Genomic DNA, 26,082 nt, shown 5'->3' with positions numbered 1-26,082 from the left:
TATCAGGCTGCATCCTGCATCCCCCTATTTGCCACTCGCCCTCGCGCAACCAACGGTTACTATAAAACAACCTGTCGCCGGCACGACCTGCAAGCGCCAGACCCGCGACAGGCTCAACACGCGTGGGATTTTCGCCATGGCATTCCTTGACCCCGCTAGGACGGCATCGGTCGACGTGATCGTGCCCTGCTACCGCTACGGCCACTTTCTGGAGGAGTGCGTGGGCAGCATCCTGGCGCAGGCGGGCGTCGCGACGCGCGCGATCGTGATCGACGATGCCTCGCCCGACGGTTCGGCGGAGGTCGGCGCCGAGCTGGCGCGCCGGCACGCGGCGGTCACCTTTGTGCGCCACGCCACCAACAAGGGCGCGATCGCGACCTACAACGAAGGGATCGAATGGGCAGAGGCGGATTACCTCCTGCTTCTGTCGGCCGACGACGCGCTGGTGCCGGACACGCTTCGCTTTTCCACACAGCTTATGGATCGCCGTCCCGAGGTCGGCTTCAGCTTCGGCAATTGCCTTTCGCTGTTCGAGGACGGCTCGCTCAAGCTGGTGCGCCCGCTCGGCGGCGGAGCGCCCAGCGGGCCTCAGGTGTTCGGCGGAGAGACCTTCATCCGGCGCTGCGGGGCGACCAATATCGTTCCGACGCCGACGGCCGTGGTCCGCACCACGCTGCAGAAGCGGCTCGGCGGCTATCTCCCCGAACTGCCGCATAGCGGCGACATGGAAATGTGGTTTCGACTGGCCGTCCATGGGTCGGTGGGCTTCACGGACGAGACGCAAGGCGTCTATCGCCGCCACGACCGCAACATGTCGCAGGGCTACGACACGGCGGGCGGACTGCCCGATCTCCAGCAGCGAAAGCTCGCGATCGACCTGTTCGTGGAACGGCAGGCCGACGCTCTGGCGAACCCGGAAGGCTGGCGCGCCCATCTCTACCGCGACCTCGCCAGGGTCGCCGTCACAAGGGCGAGCTCGGTCTTCAACACGGGCGATCTTTCCGCCTCGTGGGCCCTGTCGAGCTTCGCCGCCACGCTCGACCCGCGCCTGCGGACCTCGCTGCCCTGGCTGAAGCTCGGGGCCAAGCGGCTGGCGGGCCCGCGCGGCTGGCGCCTGTTGCAGGGCGCGCTTTCCTCCGCACGGGGCAAGCCCTCCGCGCGGGGAAAGGCTGCGGCCGGGACCCATCCGGCCTGATCAATTGCCCGCTTCCGTGTCGCAGCGCTGCCAGCGCAGGATGGCCTTGGGCTGGTAGTCGGCATCGGCCGTCACGATCTCAGCCTCCCAGGTCCCGACCGCCGAGCATTTGACGTCGATCGGCCCATAGCCCCAGGACTGCGCCACGATGCTGAGGCCCCGCACCGATGCGGGCACGCCGAGGCGAAACAGGTAGCCGCCGCCTTGGACGAGCAGGCCGTCGATCCGGGCGGACGTGTTGCCCTGTTTGTCGGGATAGAAGAAGGGCGCGGTGCCGCCGCAGCCGGGGCGCTCGTCGAGGTGCAGCGTCACGTTGCGCACCGTCAGGGGCGGGCCGTCATAGCCCTGGATGCCGTCGCCGTGCCAATCGCCGCAGGGCTCGGGCGAGACGACGCGCACGAAACTGTCCTCGATCGTCACCGGCCCGCAGCCATGGCTGACGCCCCCAACGCGAAACCCTTCCGCCACACCGTCGATCCTCACCCGGCGCGAAGTGTAGCCGCCGGTGGTGATCGCGGGATATTCGCTCGCCTTCCCCTTGTCGGGCGAGGGAAGGATCGACGTGTCCTCGATGGTGAGCCCGTTTCGGCAGGCGCTGGCGGGGTCGTTGACGATGCGCCCGCCCAGAAGCTCCACCCGCCGCACAGTGACATTTTCGGCGTCGACCAGGAGATTGCCGTCCACGATGCGAAGATCCTCCACCACCGCGCCCGGCTGGCTGACGACCACGTCGCCCTCGCGGATGTCCCTGGGCTGCCAGCCCGGCGGCACGCCCGCCGTGGCGGCGTTGGGGAAGGGTTTTGGACCGTTTCCCTGCGCTTGCGCGGGCGCGCAGACCGCGCACAGGCCGGCGAGGGCGACGATCCATCGACCAGTGAAACAGCCGCCGGCCTTCTGGCTGATTGGTGACGAACCTGGCATCGGTGTTTCCTCCTCGATGGAGTTTCAGACAAGCACTTCGACGGCGGGCGGATGGCCGAGAAACCCCGTGGGGCTCGCGGTCGGGCCATAGGCGCCGGCCTGGAAGATGACGACGAGATCCCCGATCTCGGCGCGCGGCAGCGGCACGTGATCGCCCAGGAGATCGAGCGGCGTGCAGAGGCACCCGACGACGCTCAGCGTTTCCTCCGCCGGATCGCCCATCCGGTTCGCCAGGGCGATGGGATAGTTGCGGCGGATCACCTGGCCGAAATTGCCGGACGCGGCGAGCTGATGGTGCAGGCCCCCGTCGACCACCAGATAGGTTCGCCCGCGCGACGCCTTGCGATCGAGAATGCGGGTCACGTAGATCCCGGCCTCGCCGATGAGATAGCGGCCGAGTTCGATCACCACCCGAGCGTCCGGCATCCCGGGCCGGATGAACCGTTCCATCAGCTCGGCCAGATTGGCGCCGATCGGGTCCAGATCAAGCGGCGCATCCCCTTCGAAATAAGGAATGCCAAAGCCGCCGCCGAGATTGAGATACCGGATCGGCACCCTCGCCCGCTGGCCGAGCGCCAACAGAAGATCGACCGTGCGACGCTGCGCCTCGCACAGGATCTCGGCATGGAGGTTCTGCGATCCGGCAAAGACATGGAAGCCGAGAAGATCGAGATCGAGACCGGCGAGATCCGCCATCAGCGCGGGAACGCCCTCCGCATCCACCCCGAAAGGCTGCGGCCCGCCTCCCATCCGCATGCCCGACCCCTTGATCCGAAAGTCCGGATTGACGCGGATCGCGACCCGGGGGCGCAGGCCGAGCCTTTCCCCGGCTGCTGCGACGCGCAGGGATTCCGTTCGGGACTCCAGTTCGATCGTCACGCCGGAGGCCACCGCCTGGGAGAGTTCGGCATCCGTCTTGCCGGGGCCGGCAAAGCCGACATGCGCGGCGTCGATCGGCGTGTCGAGCGCGGTGCGCATTTCCTGCGCGGAGGCGACGTCGAACCCGTCCACCAGGCCGGCCAGATGCTGCACGATCGCCGGCATCGGATTGGCCTTCACGGCGTAGTTGAGATGAATGCCCCTCGGCAGGATCGAACGGAGCAGGCCGACGCGGGCCGTCAGGAACCGCCGGTCATAGGCGAAGAAGGGCGTGCTCCCGACCCGCTCGGCCAATCGGTCGATCGTCATTCCGCTGATAGCGAGGCGCCCGTCCGCCTCGTCGAAACCCGTCCTGTCGGGGCGGAGCGTCATGGCGCCAGCTCCATGCGCAGCTGCGCGCGGTCGAACTTACCGTTGGGCGAGATCGGTAGCCCGTCGCGCGCGATCACCCGCGAGGGCAGCATGTAATGGGGCAGATGCGGCCTCATCGCCACCAGCAGCGCCGCCTCGTCCAGCGGCCCCGCGTCCGTGGGGCTTGCCACCAGCACGACGCGCTGGCCCCGCTCCTCGTCCTCCACGCCGAAGGCGGCGGCCTCGCGCACCAGCCCGGTGGCATAGGCCACCTCCTCGATCTCGGTCGGACTGACGCGGTAGCCCGAGGTCTTGATCATCTCGTCGCGCCGGCCGACGAAGTAAAGGAACCCATCCGCGTCGGCGCGCACGACATCACCGGAAAACACCGCCCGCTCGGCGTGGAGCCCAGAAGGCTGGCCCCCCAAGGGCCGGAAGCGCTCGTCGGTGCGCACGGGGTCGTTCCAATAGCCCAGCGTCACCAGCGCGCCGCGATGGACCAGCTCGCCCTCCTCGCCCGCCTCGCAGGGCGAGCCGTCGGGGCGCAGCACCAGGATCTCGGCATTGGGAATGGCCTTGCCGATCGAATCCGGCCGCCGGTCGATCTCCGCCGGGTCGAGATAGGTCGAGCGGAAGGCTTCGGTGAGCCCGTACATGAGAAAGGGCCGCGCCTTCGGAAAATGCCCTCGCAGCCGGGCGAGCAAGGCTCCCGGCATGCGCCCGCCCGTGTTGGCGAAGTAGCGAAGGCGGCCGCTCGCCTCCTCCGGCCAGCGCTGCGCGGCCAGTTGCGCCCAGAGCGGGGGCACGCAGGTCAGGCCCGTGACGCCGTGCCGGGCGCAGAGTTTCACGACGTCGCCGGGCAGAAGATAATTGGCGAGAACGACGAGCGCCCCGGCGCTGAAACCGGTGGTCAACTGGCTGAGACCCGCGTCGAAGCTCAAAGGCAGCACCGACAGGATGACGTCGTCCTTCGTGTTGCCGAGATAATGGCTGACGCTCTCGGCCCCGACGAGAAGGTTGCGGTGGCTGAGAACCACGCCCTTGGGCTTTCCCGTGCTGCCCGAGGTGTAGAGGATCGCCGCCATGTCGAGATCGATGCGGGCGGGCGCCTGGAACGCCGCGTCTCCCCGGGGACCGAACTCGCCCCAGCCATGGAGCGCATAGGGCACATGCCGGGCGGCCGCGCCGTCGCCCGCCTCCTCGTCCACGAGGATCACATGGTCCAACGCGGGACAGTCACCCAGCGCCTCGCGCAGCTGGGCGAGACGGTCAGGCGAGGTGACGAGAACGCGCACGTCGCAATCGGCGAGGATGTGGCCGACCTGCGCCGGCCGCAGCAGCGGATTGACCGGCACGAAGACGGCGCCGGCGACCGAGGCGCCGAAAATCGCGACGACGGTCTCGATCCGCTTCTCCAGATAGATCGCGACGCGCTCGCTCCGCTCCAGACCGAGCGCGCCGAGCGCAGCGCCGAAGCCCCGCGCCTGCTGCCAGAGTTCGGCATAGGACAGGGTCCGGGTCCTATAGACGAGCGCCGGCGCCGCGCCGTCCCGGGCCGCCGATTCCTCGATCAGGTGATGGAGACACAGCCGCATGATCGAACGCACCTTCTGCCGAGAACGGTTTCACCAGGCGACGCAGGTCAGCTCGCTATAGAGATAGTCGATCTGGTCGGCCCCCAGCGCTTCGCTGCGGAACATCTTGGGGCGGGGCGCGCGCAGCATGACGGAGGGCCAGGGCCGGCCGCCGATTACGCGCAGTTCCGCCAGCGTCGCTGGAATGCCGTGGCGCAGGAGCATATGCGAGAACACATGCCGCCCGGCCTGCGCGAACAGGGCGGGCTCGCCGACATGGAGGATGGAGGCAAAGAGCGGCAGGTTCTTGCGCCGATCCCGCCGGAAAATGACGTAGCAGCTTCGCCCGCGCGCCTGAATCGCCAGATGGTGCGCGGCCTGGGCGTGGCGATGGTCGCGGAAGATGTCGAGGTCCCGCGCTTCCAGCAGCGGCTCGATCTCGGCGGGATCGGACACGATGCGCACCCGCCCCGGCCGGGCCGGCCAGGGCAGGTTCGGCACCAGCGCGGTGGCCGTGTCGAGCGGCTTGAACTGAAGGCGCGCGTTCAACGGCACGACATAGCCGCTCGGCGAAAGATCGGTGAACTCGTAGTTCGGCTGCGACAGCAGCGTCTTGAGAAGCCGTAGCCCCTCGAAGCGAAACTCCCGGAGGACGCACCAGGCCGCAAGATTGCAGATGCGTCGGACGCTCTCGCCCGAGCGCCGTTCCGAATAGAAGGCGAGGTGCGCCCCGACGATGCGCCCGTCCGAGACCAGCATGAAGCCGTGATTCGGCGCCTCGATCGCCCAGGTGGGCCTCGCCGCCCTGGCCCAGCTTTCCGCCGGAATGCGCGCGTTCATATGCTCGTGGAGAAAGCGGCCGACCTCGGGAAGGTCGGATTCCCCGATCGGGCGCAACTGGGCGGCGCGGCTCGGCTGCACGGAGAAAGCTCCTCGGATGGAATGGGCGGATGGAATGGGCGATCCGGCCTCTCGAGCCCTATGCTAGGGACGAGAAAACCGACGTGAAAGACGAGAAAACGACGGCTTCGGGCCCTCCGAAGAGGAAGGCGGAGCCTGTCCGTCCGACGATGGGCGTAAGGCGTTCCACCCAAAGCATGAGGGGATGCCGGAATGGGCCGATGGACCCGTTCGCGCGCCGTCGGCTAGCCTGACGGCGTGCCGCCGGCGCCCTTGCCGGTCTCGAACGCGGCCCCGGGCCGCCCGTCAGCCTACGACGCCGGGAGGTCGCCTTGCCGTCCCATTTCCTAGCCGCCCCGATCCTGCCCACCGTCCCGAAGGCCCGAGATCTTCTCGATCGTCTCGACAATCTGCGATGGGATTGGCAGCTCGGCATTCGCACGCGGGGCGTCGTCGCCACGACCAAGCCGGACGCCAATCACTACGCGACGATGGGCTATCGGTTCGTGGGGCGCATCGTCGATGCTCTGTCGCTGGGGCCGGACGACGTCTTTGTGGATGTCGGAAGCGGGCGCGGCCGCGTCCTGTGTTGCGCGGCAAGGCGAACCTGCCGCTCGGTGGTGGGCATCGAATACGCGCCGGACTTGTGCCGCGACGCCTGCCGCAACGCCGAAAGCCTGCGCGGGCGCAGGACCGCGATCGCCGTCCACAACGGCCTGGCCGAGAGCTTCGACTATTCCCGCGCGACGGTGGTCTTCCTGTTCAATCCGTTCGGCGCTTCGACGCTGGACCGCGTCCTCGAGAAGCTTCGGGCGGATCGGGACGGCCAGCCGCTGCGTCTCGCCTTCGCCAATCCCGACGCCTCCCAGGACGACGTCTTCCGCCGCCATTCCTGGCTCCAACCCTTCGACCGCTGGGAAAAGCAGATCGGCGGCGCCGAGCATGGCGTCGCCTTCCACCACTCGCGCTGAGGATCACGCCATGAGCCGTTCGGAAGAGATCTTGTGGGAGGTGCGCGCGGTCGTCGTCGACACGCTGGGCATCGATCAGGACGCCTGCCCCCCCAACCCCTCCACGCGCCTGTTCGGCAGCTTGCCGGAGCTCGACTCCTTCGGCGTGGTGGAACTGGCCGGGGCCATCGAGCGGCGTTTCGGCATCCAGCTCGAGGACGACGACTTCACCACCGAGACCTTCGACACGCTCGGCAACCTCGCCGACGTCATCGACGCCAAGCGGCATTGACGAACGCGCAAGGCTTCACGGGCCTCTCCATGGCGGACAGCCACGATCGTTCGCCGCGTCCCTGATAGGGGCAGGGTCAAGCGCCGTCGCAAGAGAGCGGATGGCTCGCAGCTGTTCCGACGAGAGGGCGGCTTCCGCGCTTCGCGAGCAGGAGACAGGCGTTCGACGCCGATCGAGACTGCTCGCTTCGCTGTCTCGTCGTTCCAAGGCGAGCGACGCGGCCCACCCTTCGCCCATCACTCCAAAATTTTCCGCACCGCAGAAACCGTCATCGACATGCGGCGGCCTTCCGCTCTGTGCAATCAACCTATGATTGTATTAAAGCTTCTGCATCACTATTTTCTTACCTAACGATAGAAAAATGAATCTCAAGTAGGGAAAAGTCCGACACGCCGCGAATTCAAATGCTCGGAAGTTTACTACCTGATATCGGTCAAACGAATTTTATATTCTCAGCTAAATAGCAACAGCACCCGACACGATATTTTCATAAGACGACGCAAATGGGGGTACACCCTTCGATATGGATAGATAAATCGTTAAAAATGTTTAACCATACAGGGCGGCGATCATCTTGAAGCATCGAACCTAATTCGGGAGGACAGCGTGAATAGTCATCAGTCGAACCTGCATTACAGCAACGGCACCGTAGGCACGACAGCCTCCGCAAGCCTGAGTAGCCGCACCCAGAGCGTGCCCCCTTTCGGCAGCGTCGGTCCCCGCGATGCCAACCTGCCGATCGCCATGATCCATGGATGCAGGATCTTTCAGGAGTGCCTCGAACAGGCCCTTCGGGTCAGGGCGCCCAATATCGAGATCCAATGCTTCGAGAGCGTGGACGAGTTCGCCGCGGACTTGACCGCCTCTTCGCCCTACGCGCTGATCCTGCTCTACATGGGCAACCGGGCCAGCGGAGAAGACACCACGCGCGAGGAAATGGCTTTTCTGAAAAGCCGGCTTTCCGTGCCCCTCGTGGTGCTTGCCGAAGGCGACGGGATCGACAGCATCAAGCTCGCCATCGACGCCGGCGCGCAGGGCTACATCGCCATGAATATGGCGCTCAGCGCGGCGGTCGAGGCGCTGCAGATGGTGAGGGCGGGGGGAATGTTCATTCCGGCCAGCTGCATCTCGTCCTATCACCGGCCGGAGCCGGTTCTGCCCAAGGACCTGCGCTTCGAGGCCGACGCCTTGTTCACCAACCGTCAGGCGGCGGTCGTCCGGGCGCTCCGGCAGGGCATGGCCAACAAGCGCATCGCCTATGAACTGAACATGCGCGAGAGCACGGTGAAGGTGCATGTGCGCAACATCATGCGCAAGCTCAACGCCCGCAACCGGACGGAAGTCGCCTTCCGCACCAACGCCCTGTTCGCGGACGAAGACCTCGTCGTCTCAGCTCCGACCCGGCTTTCGAGCGGGCACTGACGCGGGATGAAGAGATCGCCTTGGAGGGCGTCGGCTGTCGCAACGGCCGGCGCCGTTTCCTTGTGTTCTGCTCGCGCCTTCCGTCAGCCGATCCGCCCTGAATGGATGCGCCGATGCGCGTTCGACAGGCGCCGGGGCAGGCGGTCGCGCAGCATGGGCGGCAGGGCGTCGGGCGAGACGATCCGCATCAGGACATGGAAGGACACGAGGCTGCTGGCGAGGACGGCCGCCGTTCCCACGAATGTGGCGGGCCAGAGCGGCAGGCGCTCGAACGCGGCGAAGACGAGCGCCATCGAGAGGATCAGCAGCAAGCCGAGCCGCCGGTTGGTGGCCGACAGGCGAAACCCCGTCATCCTGTGGGCAAGGAGATAGACGGCGGCGGTGTGCCAGACATAGAGACCGAAAAAGGCCTGCCCCGCCCCGTCGAGGCCGATCCGTGAAATCAGGAGCCAGGCCAGCGCGACGTGAACCACGGCTGCCGCCAGTTCGGTGCAGAAGAAGACCGCCTGCGCGTTGCGCGCCAAAAAGATGAAACCGACCGGCCAAGCCACGATCCGCAAGGTCATGCCCAGGCACACCCAGCGCAGGAGTCCGGCCGCCGGCCCGAACTCGGCGGAATAGAAGACGGTCATGATGAGGGGCGCGAAGGTGAGCGTCGCCAGAACGCCCGGGCCGGCCATGAGAATACTGATCTCGGCCTGCTCGTTGACGAGACGATTGCATTCGTCCTTGTTCTGCGCAGCGGCGGTGAGCCGGGGGTAGAAGTCGGCGCCCATGGCCTGGAGGATGAAGCCGGCATAGAGCCCGCCGAGCGTCCAGGCCGCCTGATAAAGGCCGGCTTGCGCGACCCCTTCGTGCTGCACCACTAGAATCCGCACGAGATAGGCGGCGCCGATCGTCAGGAATCCGCTGGCCATGAAGGCGAAGCCGAGCTTCAGGAGGCTTGCGACTTCCCCGCGAACTGGAAGGGCGGAGGGCTCGCAGGCGCCGAGATCGATCCGCCGCGAATACCACCAGGACACGAGGGCGGAGGCCGCCGCCATGGCGATGATCGAGGGAACGATGCCCCTTTCGCCAAGGCCGTAGATCAGCGGGATCGTGGCGAGCGTGCCGAGAAGCGTGCCGAGAACGCCGATCCGCGCCAGATCGGAAATGCGCCGAAGCCCCTGGATCACCGCCGCCTGCGCCCCGGACACGAGACGAAAGAACACTGCAAGGCTTAGACAGGCAATGGCGCCCGCATGGGTCTGATCACCGAAGGTGATCTGCGCCACCGGCCCTGAGAAGAGCGCCAGCAGGCCGGCGCCGCCGACGGCCAGCCCCAGGGACAGGCGCTTGAGGACGAGGGCCGTGCGGGCGATCCGCGCCCGGTCGCCCGAGCCGGCCGCTTCCGCGATTTGCCGAACGCCGCTGCTCTGCACGCCGAGTCCGGCCAGGGTCTGCGCGAGATCCACCACCGCCATGTAGAGACCCATCAGCCCGACACCGCCCGGCCCCAGGAGGAGGGCGAAGAGTTTGGCCCGAAGCATGCCGAGCAGGATGTTGACGAGGGACGACCCGCCGATCAGCACGGTGGACTTGAGGATCTGCCCATAGGTCCGGCGATCGATCGGCGGCGCTTGCGGGTTCATCGATCGGACCTTTTCTGCGGGTCGGAGCTGTGTGTGGGGGAGGCCGGCCCACGTCGATCGAGAAGGGCCGGCAAGACCCGGGCGAGGAGGGGCCTTGGTCAGGGAGCGACGCCCTCCCAATGCCGGTGGCAGGGATCGGCCGTCGACAAGGTCCGGCGATGAACCCGGCCAACCCAGCCCCCAGACCTGTAGCCGAGCGCTCCCAACCCCCGACACGCCAGCTTTTCGCATCAGGGCGCAGGTACCCGCCATGGCGACGAGCGAGGAACGATGCCCCGGCCGTAGAGGTGTTTCTACGGCGCGAGCCCGGCCGCCATTCGAGCTTCAGGCAAGCCAGTCGTGAACGAGGCCTCCCCGCCAGTTCCGGACATCGCGACGGCCGAAGTCCCACGACCGGGCGCAGGGCGCGTCGGGCCGCCCAGGTCGGCCTCGACGCGTGCGCCCGGCGCTTCGCGAGGCGGGGCGGCTCGCTGTGCCACCGGCCCGCTCCCGCGCCCGTTGCCGCGTGCCGGCGGCACCAGATCGACCTTCAGAACATCGCCCGGCTGAAGCGCGGTGGCCTCGTCTGCCGCGATCTCTCGCGTCCCGTCGGCCGACTTCCTCACCACGATGTAGCGCAGCGTCGGAGCTTGACCCTCGGCTTCCCCCACCCTGGACTCCAGCGCACTTGCCAACAGCAGCCGTTCCACGACGTCGCGCCGCGTCTGCAGTCTTTGGATGTCGGCCTGCACGCTCTGGAGATCGCTGGCGATGTCGGTGGCGCGCTTGTCGCGCAGGCTCAGCCCGTCGCGCGTCGCCTGGTTGAGGCTCTGGCGCGCGCGCATGGTCGCGGTCACCTGGTCGAGGCGTTCGGCGTCCAGGCTGGAAACGGCCCGCTCCAGGTCCGAGCGCCGCCCGGCGGTCGCGACGCCCTGTTCCACCAAGCGCTCGACATTGGTCAGGTCCCGCCGCATCGTCTCCAGCGCGCGCTCCAGCGCCCGGCCCTTCTGGCCGAGCACGTCGATCTCCGCCGCGAACAGCGTCTTCAACTCGTCGAGCGTGGTCAGCTGGCGCTCCAGCCCGCTGGCGCGCGTCGTGAAGATCAGCCGCTCCTGCGCCTGAATTTCGTCGGCGAGCGGCCCGCCCGACCCGTCGGTCAGCTCGGCCGGAAAGGTGATGTCCTTGGCGCCCGCCCGTTCGGCCTGAAGCCGCGCGAGCCGCCCGCGCATGCGCAGGATGTCGTCCTTCATGGTTCGCAGGTCGCCGAGGCGCCCGATCTCGTCGCTCGCGCCCGCCTCGCCTTGTGCCCGATACAGGCCGCCCGCGACGGCCACGGCCTGGAGAGCGTCGATCCCAGGCCGAAACGGAAAGGCGCCGGGCTGGGCGACGCTGCCCAGAACGTAGAACGGCGGATAGTCCGCGATCTCGACGCGGGCATCCGGCAGGGCGACGAGGCCGACCTTGTCCTTCAGCCGCGCCTCGATCTCGGTGGCCAGCGCCGCTTCGTCCAGACCCTTGGTCTCAAGCGTGCCGATCAGGGGCAGCAGGATCGTCTCGTTCGCTGAGACGACATAGTCGCCACTGACCGCGTCCCACCGGGCATAGTCGCCCCGCGCCGGGTTCCACTGAACCACCGAGAGGCGAATCCTGGTCTGGGGCGGCAGGGGATAGGCCGGAGCGCTTCCTGCGCCGGCCAGGAGCGCCATGCAGAGTAACCCGCCGAGAAGGGGCCATCGCCTGCCCGATGCCATCGAAGTCGAACGCATCGTCCCATGCCCGATCAAGTGGAAGACGCGCGAAGTATGGCGACGGGCGGCGCCGCGTGGCAATCGACCGGGCCCCTGCCAAAACGGCTGCGGGGTCCACCTTTTAGCGACGGCCTCAGCCTTTCGGCGAAGGCCACCCCCTCCCCTCCAGCCTCGCGGCCACCCTCTTCTAGCGCCCGCGCGATCGCCTCAAAACAGCGCCGCGCCAGCCCGTGACCCGTCTCCGGCGTGTCGCCTCCCCCGCGAAAAGAGGGAGCGGCGTAATCTGCCCTACCTCCTATTGATGACCCGCCGGGTCGATATACAGCACCCCGCGCCGCGACTACGCTTCTCCCGGCAGACCGGACGCGCCACACGGCGAGCCCGGTCTGCCGATCCGCGGCAAGCGGGGCGAGCGGCCCCGCGTTCGAGGCTGGAACGCGACGATGGGCGATCTCGATCTTCGTTTCTACCTGTCGATCCTTCTTCGGCGCCTGCCGATGATCGTCGCCATCGTCTGCCTCGTCACGGCGCTGGGCGTCACGATCGCCCATCTCCTGCCGCGCACCTACCGCTCCTCCGCGACGCTGATGGTGGAGCCGCCGCAGATTTCCGAAACGCTCGCCCCCTCCACCGTCCCGCCCAACACGGCCGGTCAGTTGCAGATCATTCAGCAACAAGTTCTGAACGGGCCGAGCCTCCTCGCCCTCGCCGATCGCTTCGACATCTATCCCGATCGGGGCAACCTGACCGCGCTCGATATCGTCGCCGACATGCGCTCGCGCGCCGGGATCGAGCCGGTCGGACTGGATGGCGCGGCCGGTTCCAATGCCATCAGCTTCGCCGTCTCGTTCGACGCCGCCCGCCCCGAGATCGCCTTCCAGGTCGTCGAGGAGCTGGTGGATCGCATCCTGCGCATGAACAGCCGGACCCGGACCGACCGCGCCTTGGACACGATGGCCTTCTTCCAGGGCGAGGTGAAGCGGCTCGACGCGGTGCTGAGCGGCCAGGAAAGCCGCATCCTGAACTTCAAGAACGAGCACCGGAACGCGCTGCCCGACAGTCTGGACTTCCGCCGCCAGGAGCAGGGCGCCCTGCAGGAGCGCCTCCTGCAGCTCGAACGAGAAGCGGCGGCCTTGCGAAGCCGGCGCACCAATCTCCAGCAGTTCGCCGACATGGCCGAACCCAGCCTCGGCCCCACCGCCGCCCTGACGCCCGAGGAGCAGTTGCTGGACCAGTACCGGCGAACCCTTCTGGCGCAGCGCGCGCTGTTCACGGACGCCAGCCCCGGCATAAGGTCCCTCCAGAGCCAGATCGCCGCGCTGGAAGCTGCGGTGCGCGCTCAGCGCCTCGGCAATCCCAGCCCGGACAAGGGCCGTTCGCCGCCCTCTTCCACGGCGCTGCAACTGGCCGATATCGACGGGCAGCTCGACTTCATCGCCAAGGAGCGGGCCTCCACTTCGAGCGCCCTCGAAGAACTGTCGCGCTCCATCGTCGCCACACCGGGCAACGCCTCGGTCCTGAACGCGCTCGAGCGCACCAGCCGGAACACGCAGACGGAGTATGATTCCGCCGTCGCCCGGCTGGCGGCCGCCAGCACGGGGGAGCAGATCGAACTGCGCGCCAAGGGCGAAAAGCTGGCGCTGGTCGATCCTCCCGTCCAGCCGCACGATCCGATCAGGCCCAACCGGCTCAAGATCGCCTTCGGCAGCTTCGCGGCCGGGATGGGCCTCTCCCTCGGCCTGCTGGTGCTTCTGGAAATGACCAACCGGAGCGTCCGCCGCCCCCTGGAACTGGCACAGGCAACCGAGATCGAGACTTTTGCGGTGATCCCGTTCATCCGCACCCGGCAGGAGCGCTTCAGCCGGCGCGTCGGCATGGCCCTTTCGCTCATGGTGCTGCTCGCCGTTCTCCCGGTCGCGCTCTACGCCATCGAGGCGCATCGCGAGATCATCGACGCCGCCTCCAGCCGCATCCTGTTCCGCATGGGTTACGGCTGATCGAGACCGCTCTTTTCCGCTCGTTGCTCTGGTGCCCCGCGAGGCGAATATGATGGACAGTCCCCGGACCAATCTCCTGAAGGCACGGCCCCGGGGTCTCCTTCCCGCCCCTGCCATGGACGAGGAAGGGAGCGTCGATCGGACCGACACCGGCCAAGCGCAGGTCCGGCAAGCCTGGCGGGCTCTGCGGTCGATCCCGCTCGAACCATCGCGCCTGTCGGATCGGCGCATCGTCACGCTGGAGCGCCGCGACCCCGCGCATGTCGCCTTCGACATCATGCGCACCCGGATGCTCAAGACCATGGGCGAGAACAACTGGCGGCGCGTCGGCGTCACCTCCCCGACCGCCGGCTGCGGCAAGACGATGGTCTGCGCCAATCTCGCCTTCAGCCTCGCCCACCATCTGGAATGCCGCGTCGCGCTTCTGGATCTCGATCTCAGCCGGACCAGCCTCGCCGATCTGTTCGGCGTCGGCCAGGCGCCGAGCATGGCGCGGTTTCTCCAGGGGAGAAGCGCGGTCGAGGACGTCTTCCTGCGCCATGCCGACAATCTGGCGCTCGGCCTCAATGGCTGCACAGAGAGCTTCACGACGGAGATCCTGCACGGGCGGCAGACGGGAAGCGCGCTGGAAACGCTGGAGCGGACGCTGGAACCCGACATCATGCTGATCGACCTGCCGCCCCAGCGCACCAGCGACGAGTTGCTCGCCTTCCTTCCCCATCTCGACTGCATCCTGCTCGTCGCGGCGGCAGGGGTCAGCACGGTATACGAGATCGACACCTGCGAGCGCGAACTGGACGAGGAGAGCCATCTCCTGGGGGTCGTTCTCAACAAATGCCACGAGCCCGGCGGGCGGTGAGCCCAGGCCGAGAAAGTCCCGCCGCAGGTTGAGCGGGACGCCCATTTCTCTCTCGACCCCGGACGTTCCGGGGATAAGATGGGCGCAACCCTTAATGCCCGTCCCCCGGCGGGACGGCCGGACCGCCATGGGAGACGCGCCACGTCCGATCCGCTCTCCTCCAGAAAGGCCAGACCGCGCGTCTCCCCTCGCCGCTCGCATCGGGTTCCCAAGGGATACCGAATGCTGGGCTGGATCGCCCTCAGCTGGGTTTCGGCCTTGGCGGGCATCGTCGTGCTGTGGAGGTTCCTCGGCCGGAACTGACGGGCGAAGACGCCTTGCTTCGCCGCGTCAGGCCAGCGGCGGAAGAAGGTTCATGAGAAGCACCATCGCGAGCCCGACCAGCGAGACGATCGACTGGATGGTGGAGATCGTGGCGGTCGCTTCTCCCATGCTCATGCCGAAGGATTCCTTCACCAGCCAGAAGCCGGCATGGTTGGCGTAGTTGAAGAACAGCGATCCGCAGCCGATCGACAAGGCCAGCAAGGGCGCGTTGACCGCCACGCCGCTGGCGGCCAGCGGGGCGAGAAGCCCGGACGCGCCGACGATGCCGACCGTTGCCGAGCCCGTCGACACCGATAGGAGCATGGAGATGATCCAGCCGAGAATGAGCGGGGAAAGCGAAAGCTGCTGGCTCATGTGCATGATCGCGTCGCCGACCTTGGCATCGGTCAGAACGCGCTGAAAGGCGCCGCCGCCGGCAATGATGAGAAGCACGTTGGCGATCGGCTTGACGCTGGCCGACAGGGCGCCGCGCAGGGCTTCGGACGCGCCGCCCCGTAGCAGCACCAGCACGAGGGACGCAAACAAGACGCCGAGAAGCATCGCGATCACGGGGTGACCGATGAAGCCCGTGGCGTGAACGATCGCCGAATCCTTGGCGAAGACGAGCTCCGCCATCGCGTTCAGCAGCATGAGGAGCGCGGGCAGAAGCGTGGCGAGGAGACCGAGGCCGAGGCTTGGCCGAGGCAGCGACGCGCCGAAATCGTCGCTCGCCCGCTTGGCCACGAACTGGTCGAGAAGGGTCTGGTCGGGCGTGACGCTCATGCGCGGCGTGACGAGGGCGCCGTAGAGCGGACCGCCGAGGACGATCGCGGGAATGGCGGCGATGAAACCATAGAGCATGGTCGCGCCGACATTGGCGTTCAGCGCCGCGATCGCCGTCAGAGGGCCGGGATGCGGGGGCACCATACCGTGCATGGCGGCGAGCGCGGCGATCACCGGCACCCCGACATAGACATAGGCAGAACCCTTGATGCTCGACGCGGCGTCGAGCTTGCGCGCGACGCCGAAGATCAGCGGCAGGAGAACCACAAGCCCCACTTCGAAGAACATGGGAATGCCGATCACGAACGCGGCGCCGGCCATCGCCCAAGGCAGGAGGCGGACGGAGGTCTTGCGCAGGATCAGCTCGGAAATGCTCTCGGTGACACCCGCATCGGCCAGGATCTTGCCGAGCATGGCGCCGAGCGCGACCACGAGGCCGACGGCGCCCAGCGTATGGCCCGCGCCCGATTCGATGGATTTCAGAACCGTCTCGCTCGGCATTCCCGCAGCGAGCCCGACGCCGAGCGAGGTGATCAGGAGCGCCAGAAGCGGATGCAGCCGACTGCGCGAGACGATGAGAACGACCAGCAGCAGCACCCCGCCGGCGGCCGTTGCAAGAAGCTGGATATCGACAGAGGTCATGGCGTGCCTGCGATGGGTTGAGGGCTCGACGAGCGAGCGTATAGAGCCAGTTCGCGGTCAAGCGAAGGGACCTCAGCCCGGCACGGTGGGAAAGAGGGATCGTTGCGCGCCAACCCGCGATTTGCGACAGACCCGTCATGATTCTCGGCCGCCGCCTCCCTCCCCTCGACGCGCTTGTCGTCTTCGAAGCCGTTGTGCGTGTCGGGAGCTTCTCGCGGGCCGGGCGCGAACTGGCCCTCACGCAGAGCGCGGTGAGCCGGCAGATCGCCAAGCTCGAGGCCTTCGTCGGCACCAGCCTATTCGTGCGCACGCCGTCCGGCGTCCACCTCACCTCGTCGGGCGAAACCTACGCGGTGGAAATCGTCCGGCTTCTCAACGAGATGGCCGGCGTCACCGACAGCGTGCGGGCCTGGAGCGGGCCGCGCCAGGTGACGCTGGCCTGCTCGCGCGGCATCGGCGATCTCTGGCTCATGCCCCGGCTGAAACGGATGAGTGCCGAGATCCCGGAGCTGGAGCTGCGCCTGCGCGTCACCGACGATTTCGACCATCTGCGCCTCGACGAGTTCGACCTCGCCATCTTTTACCGGCGCCACCGCCCGAGCGGCGTCCATGCCGTGAAACTCGGCGAGGAGGAGATCGTCCCGGTCACCCTCCCCGGCGGGTTGCCGCTGGACGAGTGGCGCCCGCCGACGCTTCTCTCGATCGAGGACCCGCGCCGCGAGTGGATGGGCTGGACCGACTGGTGCGCCGGGGCCGGTCTCGCCATGCCGGACGACACGCGCCACTGGCGCCTCGGCGACTATCGGCTCGCGGTGGAGGCGGCTGCCGAGGGCATCGGCATCGCGCTGGGCTGGACCTGGATCATCGGGCAGCAGATCGCGGAAGGGCGCCTCGTTCCCGCCCATTCCTATCGATTTCGGACGGACGGCGGCTTCTACGTCATTCGCTCGGCGCATCGCCACACGAGACGGATCGTGCGCGAGTTGGAGGACTGGCTGATCGCCTCCAACGCCACCGAGAATTGAGCGACACGCAGCGCTTGTGACGCGCCGGTAGGACTTCCCGCCCGCTCTCGGCCTCAGGCCAGAGAGCGCAGGCGGCGGCCGCGAAAGTAGCCGATGGCGGTGAAGGCGAGCCACAGGGTCTGGGTCACGAACGCTGCCAGATTGAAGTTGAAAATCAAGGAGTAGAGCAGCGTCACACCACCAAAGGCGTTGAGCCCGAGATAGCGCGGATCGTCGACCGCCAGCGTGCGCAGCTGCAGGAGCGCATAGGCTGTGAGATAGGCCGCCACACCAGTCAAGCCGATGAGATCTGCGACGGTCATGAGAAGAGCTTTCCTGGATGCTGAGGCGAGCCCCATAAGCGGATTCGGGGAAGGCCGGGAGCCGACGATTTGGCATGGGGATATGCATAGAAAGCATTGCCCTCTTTTTGGACATTGCTTTAACTGTTTGCACGTCTCAGCCCGCAGTCGCTCGCCCGGCAGGAATCACCCATGGCCCGTTCCCCCTTCACCTCCACTCTCGATCGCCGCGCGTTCCTGGCCTCCACCGCCGCCCTCGGCGCCGGGCTGCTCCTGCCCGCCGGCCTGCCCGGCGCGCGGGCGCAGGAGGCGACGCCCCGCAAGGGCGGCGTCCTGAAGCTCGGCATCGGCGGCGGCTCGACCTCCGACACGCTGGACCCGCGCAAGCTGACCGACTGGGTTCCTGTGAACCAAGCCTTCATGCTGATGAACGGGCTGGTCGAGATCGACAAGGACAACAAGGCCGTTCCCGAACTCCTGGAGCGCTGGGAGGCCAAGCCCGGCGCCACGGAATGGGTCTTCGACCTGCGCCAGGGCGTGACCTTCCACGACGGCAAGTCCCTGACCGTCGAGGACGTCATCTATTCCATCAACCTGCATCGCGGCGACACCTCCTCCGCCGCGCGGGCCGTGGCCGCCGGCATCGCGGACGTGAAGAAGCTTTCGGATCGGCAGATCGCGATCACGCTGAAGGACGGCAATGCCGACCTTCCCTATGTCCTGTCGGACTATCACTTCCTTGTCGTGCCGGACGGGTTCACCGACTGGACCAAGCCGGTCGGCACCGGCCCCTTCGTTTTCGAGACCTACGATCCCGGCGTTCGCTCGCGCTTCAAGCGCAACGAGAGCTACTGGAAGCCGAACTGCGCCAATGTCGACGCGGTCGAGGTCATCGTCATCAACGACATTTCGGCGCGCACCAACGCGATGATGTCGGGCCAGGTTCACGCCATCAACCGCGTCGACTTCAAGACGGTGGATCTTCTCAAGCGCAACCCGCGCCTGCAGGTCGTCCAGTCCGCCGGCGGGCAGCATTTCACCTTCCTGATGGACTGCACGCAGAAGCCCTTCACCGACAACAACATCCGCCTTGCGCTGAAATACGGCATCGACCGCCAGCAGCTTCTGCAGACCGCGCTGCGCGGCTACGGCCGGATCGGCAACGACCATCCGATCCCCTCCACCGATCCGTTCTTCGCCAAGGATCTGGCCCAGCGCGCCTACGACCCGGACAAGGCGAAGTACCATCTGAAGCAGGCGGGGCTGGATTCGCTGCCCGTCACGCTCTCGGCCTCCGACGCCGCCTTTGCCGGCGCGGTGGACGCGGCGGCGGTCTATCGCACGGCCGCGGCCGGAGCGGGGATCGACCTTTCCATCAAGCGCGAGCCGGCGGACGGCTATTGGGACAATGTCTGGATGAAGGCGCCCTTCTGCATGTCCTATTGGGGCGGGCGGCCGACGGCGGACCAGATGCTGTCCATCGCCTACCAGTCCTCCTCCTCGCAGAACGACACGCATTGGAAGAACGAGGAGTTCGACAAGCTTCTCGTCGAGGCGCGCGCCATGCTGGACCAGACCAAGCGCGGCGAGATCTACGCCCATCTGCAGGAGCTGATCTCCAACGATGGCGGCGCCGTCATCCCGATGTTCGGCGACTATCTCGACGCCGTCTCGACCAAGGTGAAGGGCGTCACGCCCCATCCCATGTTCAACTTCATGGGCGCGCGTCTGGCCGAGAAGGTCTGGTTGGACGCCTGATGACCCAACTGATCCTGAAGCGGCTGGGCCTCGGCCTCGTCACGCTCTGGCTGGTCTCGGTGCTGATCTTCGCCGGGACGCAGCTCCTGCCCGGCGACATCGCCTCCACCATCCTGGGACAGAACGCGACGCCGGAATCGCTCGCCCGGCTGCGGACCGAACTCGGGCTCGATGCTCCGGCGGTGGTCCGCTACCTTCAGTGGCTGAAGGGCTTCGCGACCGGCGATCTCGGACAGAGTCTGGCCAGCGGCCAGCCGGTCTCGGCTCTGCTCTGGCCGCGCTTCTGGGCCACGATGGCGCTCGCCGCCTATGCCGCCGCGATCGGCGTGCCGCTCGCCGTCGGGCTCGGCATCCTGACGGCGGTGCGCCGGGGGAGCCTGTTCGACCGGGCCGCCAACGTCCTGGCGCTGACCGCCGTCTCGCTGCCGGAATATTTCCTCGGCCTGCTCCTGATCCTGGTCTTCTCGGTGCAGACCAACTGGCTGCCGAGTCTGGCCGACACCTATCCCGGCATGGGCTTCTCGGCCTGGATCGAGGCGACGACCCTGCCCATGCTGACGCTGCTTCTCGTGACCGTCGCTCAGATGATGCGCATGACGCGAACGGCGGTGCTGGCCGTGATGGACCGCGCCTATATCGAGACGGCCTTTCTAAAAGGCCTGCAGACGCGCCGCGTCGTGCTGTGCCACGCGACGCCAAATGCAGCGGCGCCGATCGCCAACGTCGTCGCCTTCAACGTCGCCTATCTCATCACCGGCGTCGTGCTGGTGGAGGCGGTGTTCAACTATAACGGCCTCGGCCGCTTCCTGGTGGACGCCGTGTCGAAGCGCGACTTCCCGCTCGTCCAGGCCGCCGCCATGGTCTTCGCCGCCGTCTATGTGCTTCTCAACATGGTGGCCGACATCGCCGCGATCGCGCTCAACCCGCGCCTGCGCCATCCCCGCTGAGTTCCATGAAGAAAATTCCCGTCACCGCGTGGATCGGCCTGTTCATCCTGGCCGCCAATCTCCTCGCCTTTCTCTTCGGCCCGATCCTCGCCCCCTATGGCGAGGAGCAGATCGTCGGCATGCCCTTCGACCCGCCCTCGGCCGACTATTGGTTGGGGCTCGACCAGAACGGGCGGGACATGCTTTCGCGCGTCCTGGCCGGAGCCCAGATGTCGATCGGCGTGTCGCTGGCGGCCTCGCTCCTTTCCTTCTCGATCGGCATTCCGCTCGGCTTCCTGGCCGCGCTGGTCGGCGGCTGGTTCGACACGGTTCTCTCGCGCCTCGTCGACACGGTCATGTGCGTGCCGGTGCTGATCTCGGCGCTGGTCGTCTTGCAGGCGCTGGGCTCCTCGCTTCCCGTGCTGATCGTCACGATCGCGCTTCTCGACTCCACACGCGTCTATCGCCTGTCGCGGGTCCTGGCCGAGGGCATCGCGGTGATGGAATATGCCGAGAGCGCGCGGCTGCGCGGCGAGGGCTTCTGGTGGCTGATCCGCCGCGAGGTCCTGCCCAACGCCTTCGCGCCGCTGGTGGCCGAGTTCGGCCTGCGCTTCTGCTTCACCTTCCTCTTCGTTGCGGGCCTTTCCTTCCTCGGCCTCGGCGTCCAGCCGCCCTTCGCGGACTGGGGCGGAATGGTGCGCGACAACCAGCAGGGCATTCTCTACGGCCTCTATGCGCCGCTCTTTCCCGCCGGCGCCATCGCGCTTCTGACGGTCGGGGTCAATCTCGTGGTGGACTGGCTGCTAGCCAACCGCACCAGCATCCAGGGCGAAGGGCGATGAGCGACACGATTTTGGCGATCAAGGGCCTGCGCGTCGAGGCGCCGAACGGCGCGGTGCTGGTGGACGGGATCGATCTGGCGCTCGAGCGCGGCGAGGTGCTCGGCCTGATCGGCGAGTCCGGCGCGGGCAAGTCGACCATCGGTCTCGCCGCGCTCGGCTACGGTCGCGGCGGCTGCCGCATTACCGGCGGCGAGATCACGGTCGGCGGGCAGGATCTCATGTCGGGCGGGCGCGCCGTGCGCGAGAGCGTGCGCGGCGCCCGCGTCGCCTATGTCGCGCAGAGCGCGGCCGACGCCTTCAACCCCGCCATGCGCATCGGCGCGCAGGTGATCGAAGGCCCCTTGCGCCATGGCATCATGGACCGGCGCGAGGCGGAGAGCTGGATGCTGGAGCTGTTTCGCGCGCTCGATCTCCCCTCGCCCGAGACGTTCGGCCAGCGCTATCCGCATCAGGTTTCCGGCGGCCAGTTGCAGCGCGCCATGATCGCCATGGCCATGTCCTGCCGCCCCGACATTCTCGTGCTGGACGAGCCGACCACGGCGCTCGACGTCACCGTGCAGATCGAGGTTCTGGCGCTCCTGAAGCGCCTGATCGCGCGCTACCGGACGGCCGGGCTCTACATCACCCACGATCTCGCCGTGGTGGCGCAGGTGGCCGACCGGCTCATGGTTCTGCGCCACGGCAAGCTCGTGGAGACCGGCGAGACCGCGCGGCTGATCTCGGCGCCAACGGCCGATTACACCCGTCGTCTCGTCGCCGAGCGTGGCGCGGCGCTGGCCGGCACCGGCGCGCAGCATCAGGCGGGCGAGCCACTGCTCGAAGTCACCGGTGTGACGGCGGGCTACGGCAAGACGACCGTGCTGGGGGACGTCTCCTGCCGCCTCGCGCGGGGCGAGACGCTGGCGGTGGTCGGTGAATCCGGCTCCGGCAAGTCCACCCTGGCGCGCGTCGTCACCGGCCTCCTGACGCCCTCGCAGGGCGAAGTGCGCTTTGCCGGCGAGGCCCTGGCGCCGAACTATCGCAAGCGCAGCAAGGACCAGCTTCGCCGCATCCAGCTCGTCTACCAGCTGCCCGACGTCGCGCTCAATCCGCGCCAGACCGTCGGCGAGATCATCGGCCGCCCGGCGCGCTTCTATTTCGACCTGAAAGGCAAGGCGCTGGCGGCGGAGGTCGAGCGGCTGCTCGGCCAGATCGGCCTCCCAGTGGAGTTCGCCGACCGCCTGCCCTCCGCCCTGTCGGGCGGCCAGAAGCAGCGCGTGTGCCTTGCCCGCGCGCTCGCCGCCAAGCCCGATCTCATCATCTGCGACGAGGTCACCTCGGCGCTCGATCCGCTGGTGGCCGAGGAGATGCTGCGCCTTCTGCGCGCGCTGCAGGACGAACTCAAGGTCGCCTATCTCTTCATCACCCACGATCTCGGCGTCGTGCGCCGCTTGGCGGACCGGACCATGGTCATGCAACTCGGCAAGGTGGTGGAGACCGGCCCCACGGCGGCGATCTTCGAGCCGCCCTTCGAGCCCTATACGGGACGGCTCGTCGCCTCCATCCCGGAACTGCGAACGGACTGGCTCGACGAGCTCACGGCGCGACGCGCCGCCACTGGGGGCTGATCCGCCCCGATCACCGACATTCCCTACCGCATTCCTGGTCGCAAGGTCCCAGCATGGCCGTTCAAACCATCGAGCATCTCTGGATTCCGCTTATCGACGGAACGCGCCTCGGCGCGCGCCTCTGGCTGCCCGAAGGGGCCGAGGCCGCGCCCGTGCCGGCCATTCTGGAATACATTCCCTATCGCAAACGCGATGGCACGCGCGGGCGCGACGAGCCCATGCACGGCTATTTCGCCGAGCACGGCTATGCCGCGCTGCGTGTCGACATGCGCGGCACCGGCGAATCCGACGGGCTGATGGAGGACGAATATCTCCTCCAGGAGCAGGACGACGCGCTGGAGGTGATCGCCTGGATCGCCGAGCAGCCCTGGTGCTCGGGCGCGGTCGGCATGATGGGCAAGAGCTGGGGCGGCTTCAACGGGTTGCAGGTCGCCGCGCGCCGTCCGCCGGCGCTCAAAGCCATCATCACCGCCTATTCCACCGACGACCGGTTCCGCGACGACATCCACTACATGGGCGGGTGCCTGCTCAACGACAATCTCTGGTGGGGGGCGATCATGCTCGCCTACCAGTCGCGCCCGCTCGATCCCGAGATCGTCGGCCCGTCCTGGCGCGAAAGCTGGCTGAAGCGGCTCGACCATCTGCCCTTCTTTCCCGCGCTCTGGATGCGCCACCAGCGCTACGACGAGTATTGGAAGCATGGCTCGGTGCAGGAGGACTGGTCGGCCATCGAGTGCCCGGTGCTCGCCATCGGCGGCTGGGCCGACAGCTACACCAATGCCGTGCCGCGGCTTCTGGAAAAGCTCCGTGTGCCGCGCCTCGGCATCATCGGCCCCTGGGGCCATATCTATCCGCAGGACGGCGTGCCCGGCCCCGCCATCGGCTTCCTGCAGGAGGCCGTGCGCTGGTGGGACCATTGGCTGAAAGGCCAGGATCGCGGCATCATGCGGGAGCCGATGCTGCGCGCCTGGCTCTCGGACTCCTACCCCCCGGACGGCACGCGCGGGGAGACGCCGGGCCGCTGGGTCGGCGAGCCCGCCCTCCCCTCGCCCCAGATCCGCCCGCTCGCCCTCGGCCTTGCGCCGGACGGCTCGCTGCGCCTCGACGGCACCTCCATCGCGGGCGAGCGCTCCATCCGCTCGCCGCAGAGCCATGGCCGCGCCGGCGGCGAATGGATGGGCACGGGCTGCGTCGGCGAAATGCCGGTGGACCAGCGGCTGGACGATGGCGGCGCGCTCCTGTTCGAGACGGCACCCCTGGAGGCAGCCCTGCCGGTTCTCGGCGCGCCGGTTCTCCACTTGCGCCTCAAGGCCGACGCGCCGCAGGCGCAGATCGCCGTGCGCCTGTCCGAGGTGCTGCCCGGCGGCGAAGCGGTGCGCGTTTCCTATCAGGTGCTGAACCTCGCCCATCGCGACGGGCACGAGGCGCCCGAGGCGCTGACGCCCGGCGAGTGGGTCGATGTCCGCATCAAGCTGAACGATTGCGGGCATCGCTTCGCCGCCAGCAACCGTATCCGTCTCGCCGTCGCCACGGCCTATTGGCCGCTGGTCTGGCCGGCGCCCTATGCCGCGACGCTGACGGTGGACACGGGCGCCAGCCGGCTGGAGCTGCCCCGGCGCGAGCGGGACGACGACGTTTCGCCCACCTTCCCACCGCCCGAGCGCGGATCGGCGACGCCGACCACCCAGCTCGATCCCGGCTCGGTGCGTCGCTGGTCGACGCAGGATCACGTCACCGGCGAGACGCTCTATGTCACCGAGGGCGTCGGCGGCCTGTTCGGCGAAGGCGTGCTGCGCTTCGACGAGATCGGCACCGAGCTCTCGCACGCGCTGCGGCGCGAGCTGACCATCCGCGACGACGACCCGCTCTCGGCGCGCTACGTGCTGACCCAAAGCTACGAGATGGGCCGCGAGGGCTGGCGCACGCGAACCGAAACCCGCTGCGAACTCACATCCGATCGCGAGACCTTCCACCTCACCGGACAGCATGTGGCCTTCGAGAACGGTCAGGAGGTCCACCGGCGCGACTGGGACGAGCGTATCGCCCGGGACCATCTGTAGGGCTCCGCACCGCCGATCGGCATCGGCTCCCTTGCGAGCATGTCTCTTCTTGACCGGGTTTCCTGGACTCCGATTGCGGGCTGGTCGAGAAAAGGCGGATGGGGTCCCCATCCAAGTCCCGTGCGTAACGGCGCGCCGATCGGCAGGTTCTACCGATCGGCGGGGAAAGGCAGCATGCCTGGCTTGGTTTTATCAGGACGGTAGCGCTCAGGCCGTCGCCGTGATCTCGGCCGCGAAGTCGCGATACGTGCGCAGCGGGCGCCCGAGAAGCGCGGTCAGGCGATCGACGTCGCCGGCTTGCGGCACCATGCCGTCGGTCACGAAGCGCTCCGCCATCAGGCGCATGTCATAGGCCATCCAGCCCGGCATGAACTGCCGCAGGTTCTGCTCGAACCCGGCACCATCGTCGCCGCCGTAAGCGATCGGGCGGCCCAGCAGCTCGGTCCAAATCCCGGCGACATCCGGGCCAGTGAGCGTGTCGGGGCCGACGACGTTGATGCGTTCGAGCGGCAGCGCCTGCGCCGACCGCTCGCGGCGGATCAGCTCAATGGCCGCGATCTCGCCGATGTCGCGCGCGTCGACCATGGCGAGGCCCTTGGCGCCGATGGGCATGGGGTAGGCGCCATGGCCGGTCACCACGTCCTTGATCGTGAGATCGTTGTTCATGAAATAGGCCGGGCGCAGGATGGTCGCGCCGAAGCCGGCCTCCTCGATCATGCGCTCGACGCCGAACTTGCCCGCGAAATGCGGCACGTTCACATAGACGTCGCTATGGATCACGGAGAGATAAACGAGCCGCTCGACCCCCGCGTCCCGGGCGAGGTTGAGAGTGATCAGCGCCTGCGTGAATTCCTCCGGCACGACGGCGTTGAGGAGAAACAGCGTCGAGACGCCCCGCAGCGCACGCCGGATCGCGTCGACATCCAGAAGGTCGCCCTGCACGAGATCGACGTTCGAGGGGAGATTGGCCTTTGCGGGATCGCGGACGAGGGCGCGAACATCGGCCCCTCGCGAGATGAGTTGCTCGATGACGTTGCGGCCAACGGTGCCCGTGGCGCCGGTAACGAGGATGGTCATGGGAAAGCTCCGGTTTGCATTTGACGACAGACGCAAGATCGGTGATCCACTAAGCTCCCGATAGACGCCGCTTTTGGACA

Annotated in this window: 21 protein-coding genes; 12 read left to right on the top strand and 9 right to left on the bottom strand. The window is 67.6% G+C overall.

All coding sequences use genetic code 11. The features are described 5' to 3' along the window. Positions 1–136 precede the first annotated feature (136 nt). A complete protein-coding gene (locus M673_RS17870) occupies positions 137–1,195 on the top strand; it encodes a glycosyltransferase family 2 protein (RefSeq protein ID WP_061978067.1) in 1,059 nt (352 codons plus the stop codon). Here the strand turns inward: M673_RS17870 and M673_RS17865 are convergent, their stop codons facing one another. Genes M673_RS17865 through M673_RS17850 form a run of 4 tightly spaced genes read right to left on the bottom strand, consistent with a single transcriptional unit; the run spans position 1,196 to position 5,841 of the window. Further along, complete coding sequence (locus tag M673_RS17865; RefSeq protein ID WP_148640179.1) at positions 1,196–2,116, bottom strand: hypothetical protein; 921 nt, start codon at positions 2,114–2,116, stop codon at positions 1,196–1,198. It lies immediately after the preceding gene. A gap of 24 nt (positions 2,117–2,140) precedes the next feature. Beyond that, positions 2,141–3,367: a pyridoxal-dependent decarboxylase, exosortase A system-associated gene (locus tag M673_RS17860; protein WP_061978065.1), complete on the bottom strand. Its 1,227-nt coding sequence runs from the start codon at positions 3,365–3,367 to the stop codon at positions 2,141–2,143. Beyond that, positions 3,364–4,941 (bottom strand): acyl-CoA ligase (AMP-forming), exosortase A system-associated, encoded by a 1,578-nt coding sequence (locus tag M673_RS17855; protein ID WP_061978064.1) that lies wholly within the window; start codon positions 4,939–4,941, stop codon positions 3,364–3,366. The genes M673_RS17860 and M673_RS17855 overlap by 4 nt, the downstream gene beginning before the upstream one ends. Before the next feature lie 30 nt (positions 4,942–4,971). Further along, a complete protein-coding gene (locus M673_RS17850) occupies positions 4,972–5,841 on the bottom strand; it encodes a hypothetical protein (RefSeq protein WP_244493123.1) in 870 nt (289 codons plus the stop codon). A gap of 311 nt (positions 5,842–6,152) precedes the next feature. On the opposite strand from M673_RS17850, the gene M673_RS17845 reads away from it, so the two are divergent. From M673_RS17845 to M673_RS17835, 3 genes are all read left to right on the top strand, one after another. After that, a complete protein-coding gene (locus M673_RS17845; RefSeq protein WP_061978063.1) occupies positions 6,153–6,791 on the top strand; it encodes a hypothetical protein in 639 nt (212 codons plus the stop codon). A 10-nt stretch (positions 6,792–6,801) separates the two neighbouring features. Beyond that, entirely contained in the window at positions 6,802–7,062 is a 261-nt protein-coding gene (locus tag M673_RS17840) for an acyl carrier protein (RefSeq protein WP_061978062.1), read from the top strand. Positions 7,063–7,668: 606 nt separating this feature from the next. After that, positions 7,669–8,484 (top strand): LuxR C-terminal-related transcriptional regulator, encoded by an 816-nt coding sequence (locus tag M673_RS17835; protein ID WP_148640178.1) that lies wholly within the window; start codon positions 7,669–7,671, stop codon positions 8,482–8,484. A gap of 83 nt (positions 8,485–8,567) precedes the next feature. On the opposite strand, the gene M673_RS17830 is transcribed toward M673_RS17835, so the two are convergent. Both M673_RS17830 and M673_RS17825 read right to left on the bottom strand, forming a co-directional pair. Continuing rightward, complete coding sequence (locus M673_RS17830; RefSeq protein ID WP_061978060.1) at positions 8,568–10,115, bottom strand: O-antigen translocase; 1,548 nt, start codon at positions 10,113–10,115, stop codon at positions 8,568–8,570. A gap of 293 nt (positions 10,116–10,408) precedes the next feature. Beyond that, complete coding sequence (locus tag M673_RS17825) at positions 10,409–11,800, bottom strand: polysaccharide biosynthesis/export family protein (protein WP_061978059.1); 1,392 nt, start codon at positions 11,798–11,800, stop codon at positions 10,409–10,411. Between the two features lie 485 nt (positions 11,801–12,285). Here M673_RS17825 and M673_RS17820 point away from each other — a divergent pair, with 485 nt between their 5' ends. Both M673_RS17820 and M673_RS17815 read left to right on the top strand, forming a co-directional pair. Then, positions 12,286–13,839 (top strand): GumC family protein, encoded by a 1,554-nt coding sequence (locus M673_RS17820; protein WP_061978058.1) that lies wholly within the window; start codon positions 12,286–12,288, stop codon positions 13,837–13,839. Between the two features lie 49 nt (positions 13,840–13,888). Beyond that, positions 13,889–14,698, top strand: a complete 810-nt coding sequence (locus tag M673_RS17815) for a CpsD/CapB family tyrosine-protein kinase (protein WP_082639807.1) — start codon at positions 13,889–13,891, stop codon at positions 14,696–14,698. Positions 14,699–15,028: 330 nt separating this feature from the next. Here the strand turns inward: M673_RS17815 and M673_RS17810 are convergent, their stop codons facing one another. Continuing rightward, complete coding sequence (locus M673_RS17810; RefSeq protein WP_061978056.1) at positions 15,029–16,426, bottom strand: GntP family permease; 1,398 nt, start codon at positions 16,424–16,426, stop codon at positions 15,029–15,031. Between the two features lie 137 nt (positions 16,427–16,563). Between M673_RS17810 and M673_RS17805 the strand changes: the two genes are divergently transcribed. Further along, a complete protein-coding gene (locus M673_RS17805) occupies positions 16,564–17,451 on the top strand; it encodes a LysR family transcriptional regulator (protein WP_061978055.1) in 888 nt (295 codons plus the stop codon). A gap of 53 nt (positions 17,452–17,504) precedes the next feature. Here the strand turns inward: M673_RS17805 and M673_RS17800 are convergent, their stop codons facing one another. Next, positions 17,505–17,753, bottom strand: a complete 249-nt coding sequence (locus tag M673_RS17800; protein ID WP_061978054.1) for a CBU_0592 family membrane protein — start codon at positions 17,751–17,753, stop codon at positions 17,505–17,507. Positions 17,754–17,924: 171 nt separating this feature from the next. Between M673_RS17800 and M673_RS17795 the strand changes: the two genes are divergently transcribed. From M673_RS17795 to M673_RS17775, 5 genes are read left to right on the top strand one after another with little or no spacing between them, the layout of a single operon-like run. Next, on the top strand, positions 17,925–19,490 hold the full coding sequence (locus M673_RS17795) for an ABC transporter substrate-binding protein (RefSeq protein ID WP_061978053.1): 1,566 nt from the start codon (positions 17,925–17,927) through the stop codon (positions 19,488–19,490). Beyond that, a complete protein-coding gene (locus M673_RS17790; protein ID WP_061978052.1) occupies positions 19,490–20,437 on the top strand; it encodes an ABC transporter permease in 948 nt (315 codons plus the stop codon). The genes M673_RS17795 and M673_RS17790 overlap by 1 nt, the downstream gene beginning before the upstream one ends. Positions 20,438–20,442: 5 nt before the next feature. Further along, entirely contained in the window at positions 20,443–21,258 is an 816-nt protein-coding gene (locus M673_RS17785; protein ID WP_187301352.1) for an ABC transporter permease, read from the top strand. Continuing rightward, positions 21,255–22,865: an ABC transporter ATP-binding protein gene (locus M673_RS17780; RefSeq protein WP_061978050.1), complete on the top strand. Its 1,611-nt coding sequence runs from the start codon at positions 21,255–21,257 to the stop codon at positions 22,863–22,865. Before M673_RS17785 ends, M673_RS17780 begins: the two co-directional genes overlap by 4 nt. A gap of 53 nt (positions 22,866–22,918) precedes the next feature. Then, positions 22,919–24,925 (top strand): CocE/NonD family hydrolase, encoded by a 2,007-nt coding sequence (locus M673_RS17775; RefSeq protein ID WP_061978049.1) that lies wholly within the window; start codon positions 22,919–22,921, stop codon positions 24,923–24,925. 207 nt (positions 24,926–25,132) lie between these two features. Here M673_RS17775 and M673_RS17770 read toward each other — a convergent pair whose 3' ends face one another. Continuing rightward, entirely contained in the window at positions 25,133–26,002 is an 870-nt protein-coding gene (locus M673_RS17770; RefSeq protein ID WP_061978048.1) for an SDR family oxidoreductase, read from the bottom strand. Positions 26,003–26,082 lie beyond the last annotated feature (80 nt).

The organism is Aureimonas sp. AU20 (assembly GCF_001442755.1).
Lineage (GTDB): Bacteria > Pseudomonadota > Alphaproteobacteria > Rhizobiales > Rhizobiaceae > Aureimonas.
This window is presented reverse-complemented; position numbering and strand designations above follow the sequence as displayed.

What these genes read in the sequence shown, in the direction of transcription:
- M673_RS17870 (WP_061978067.1), top strand. Translation starts at nt 137, where the DNA reads ATGGCATTCCTTGACCCCGCTAGGACGGCATCGGTCGACGTGATCGTG.
- M673_RS17865 (WP_148640179.1), bottom strand. Translation starts at nt 2,116, where the DNA reads ATGCCAGGTTCGTCACCAATCAGCCAGAAGGCCGGCGGCTGTTTCACT.
- M673_RS17860 (WP_061978065.1), bottom strand. Translation starts at nt 3,367, where the DNA reads ATGACGCTCCGCCCCGACAGGACGGGTTTCGACGAGGCGGACGGGCGC.
- M673_RS17855 (WP_061978064.1), bottom strand. Translation starts at nt 4,941, where the DNA reads ATGCGGCTGTGTCTCCATCACCTGATCGAGGAATCGGCGGCCCGGGAC.
- M673_RS17840 (WP_061978062.1), top strand. Translation starts at nt 6,802, where the DNA reads ATGAGCCGTTCGGAAGAGATCTTGTGGGAGGTGCGCGCGGTCGTCGTC.
- M673_RS17830 (WP_061978060.1), bottom strand. Translation starts at nt 10,115, where the DNA reads ATGAACCCGCAAGCGCCGCCGATCGATCGCCGGACCTATGGGCAGATC.
- M673_RS17825 (WP_061978059.1), bottom strand. Translation starts at nt 11,800, where the DNA reads ATGGCGCTCCTGGCCGGCGCAGGAAGCGCTCCGGCCTATCCCCTGCCG.
- M673_RS17820 (WP_061978058.1), top strand. Translation starts at nt 12,286, where the DNA reads ATGGGCGATCTCGATCTTCGTTTCTACCTGTCGATCCTTCTTCGGCGC.
- M673_RS17815 (WP_082639807.1), top strand. Translation starts at nt 13,889, where the DNA reads ATGATGGACAGTCCCCGGACCAATCTCCTGAAGGCACGGCCCCGGGGT.
- M673_RS17810 (WP_061978056.1), bottom strand. Translation starts at nt 16,426, where the DNA reads ATGACCTCTGTCGATATCCAGCTTCTTGCAACGGCCGCCGGCGGGGTG.
- M673_RS17805 (WP_061978055.1), top strand. Translation starts at nt 16,564, where the DNA reads ATGATTCTCGGCCGCCGCCTCCCTCCCCTCGACGCGCTTGTCGTCTTC.
- M673_RS17800 (WP_061978054.1), bottom strand. Translation starts at nt 17,753, where the DNA reads ATGACCGTCGCAGATCTCATCGGCTTGACTGGTGTGGCGGCCTATCTC.
- M673_RS17795 (WP_061978053.1), top strand. Translation starts at nt 17,925, where the DNA reads ATGGCCCGTTCCCCCTTCACCTCCACTCTCGATCGCCGCGCGTTCCTG.
- M673_RS17790 (WP_061978052.1), top strand. Translation starts at nt 19,490, where the DNA reads ATGACCCAACTGATCCTGAAGCGGCTGGGCCTCGGCCTCGTCACGCTC.
- M673_RS17785 (WP_187301352.1), top strand. Translation starts at nt 20,443, where the DNA reads ATGAAGAAAATTCCCGTCACCGCGTGGATCGGCCTGTTCATCCTGGCC.
- M673_RS17780 (WP_061978050.1), top strand. Translation starts at nt 21,255, where the DNA reads ATGAGCGACACGATTTTGGCGATCAAGGGCCTGCGCGTCGAGGCGCCG.
- M673_RS17775 (WP_061978049.1), top strand. Translation starts at nt 22,919, where the DNA reads ATGGCCGTTCAAACCATCGAGCATCTCTGGATTCCGCTTATCGACGGA.
- M673_RS17770 (WP_061978048.1), bottom strand. Translation starts at nt 26,002, where the DNA reads ATGACCATCCTCGTTACCGGCGCCACGGGCACCGTTGGCCGCAACGTC.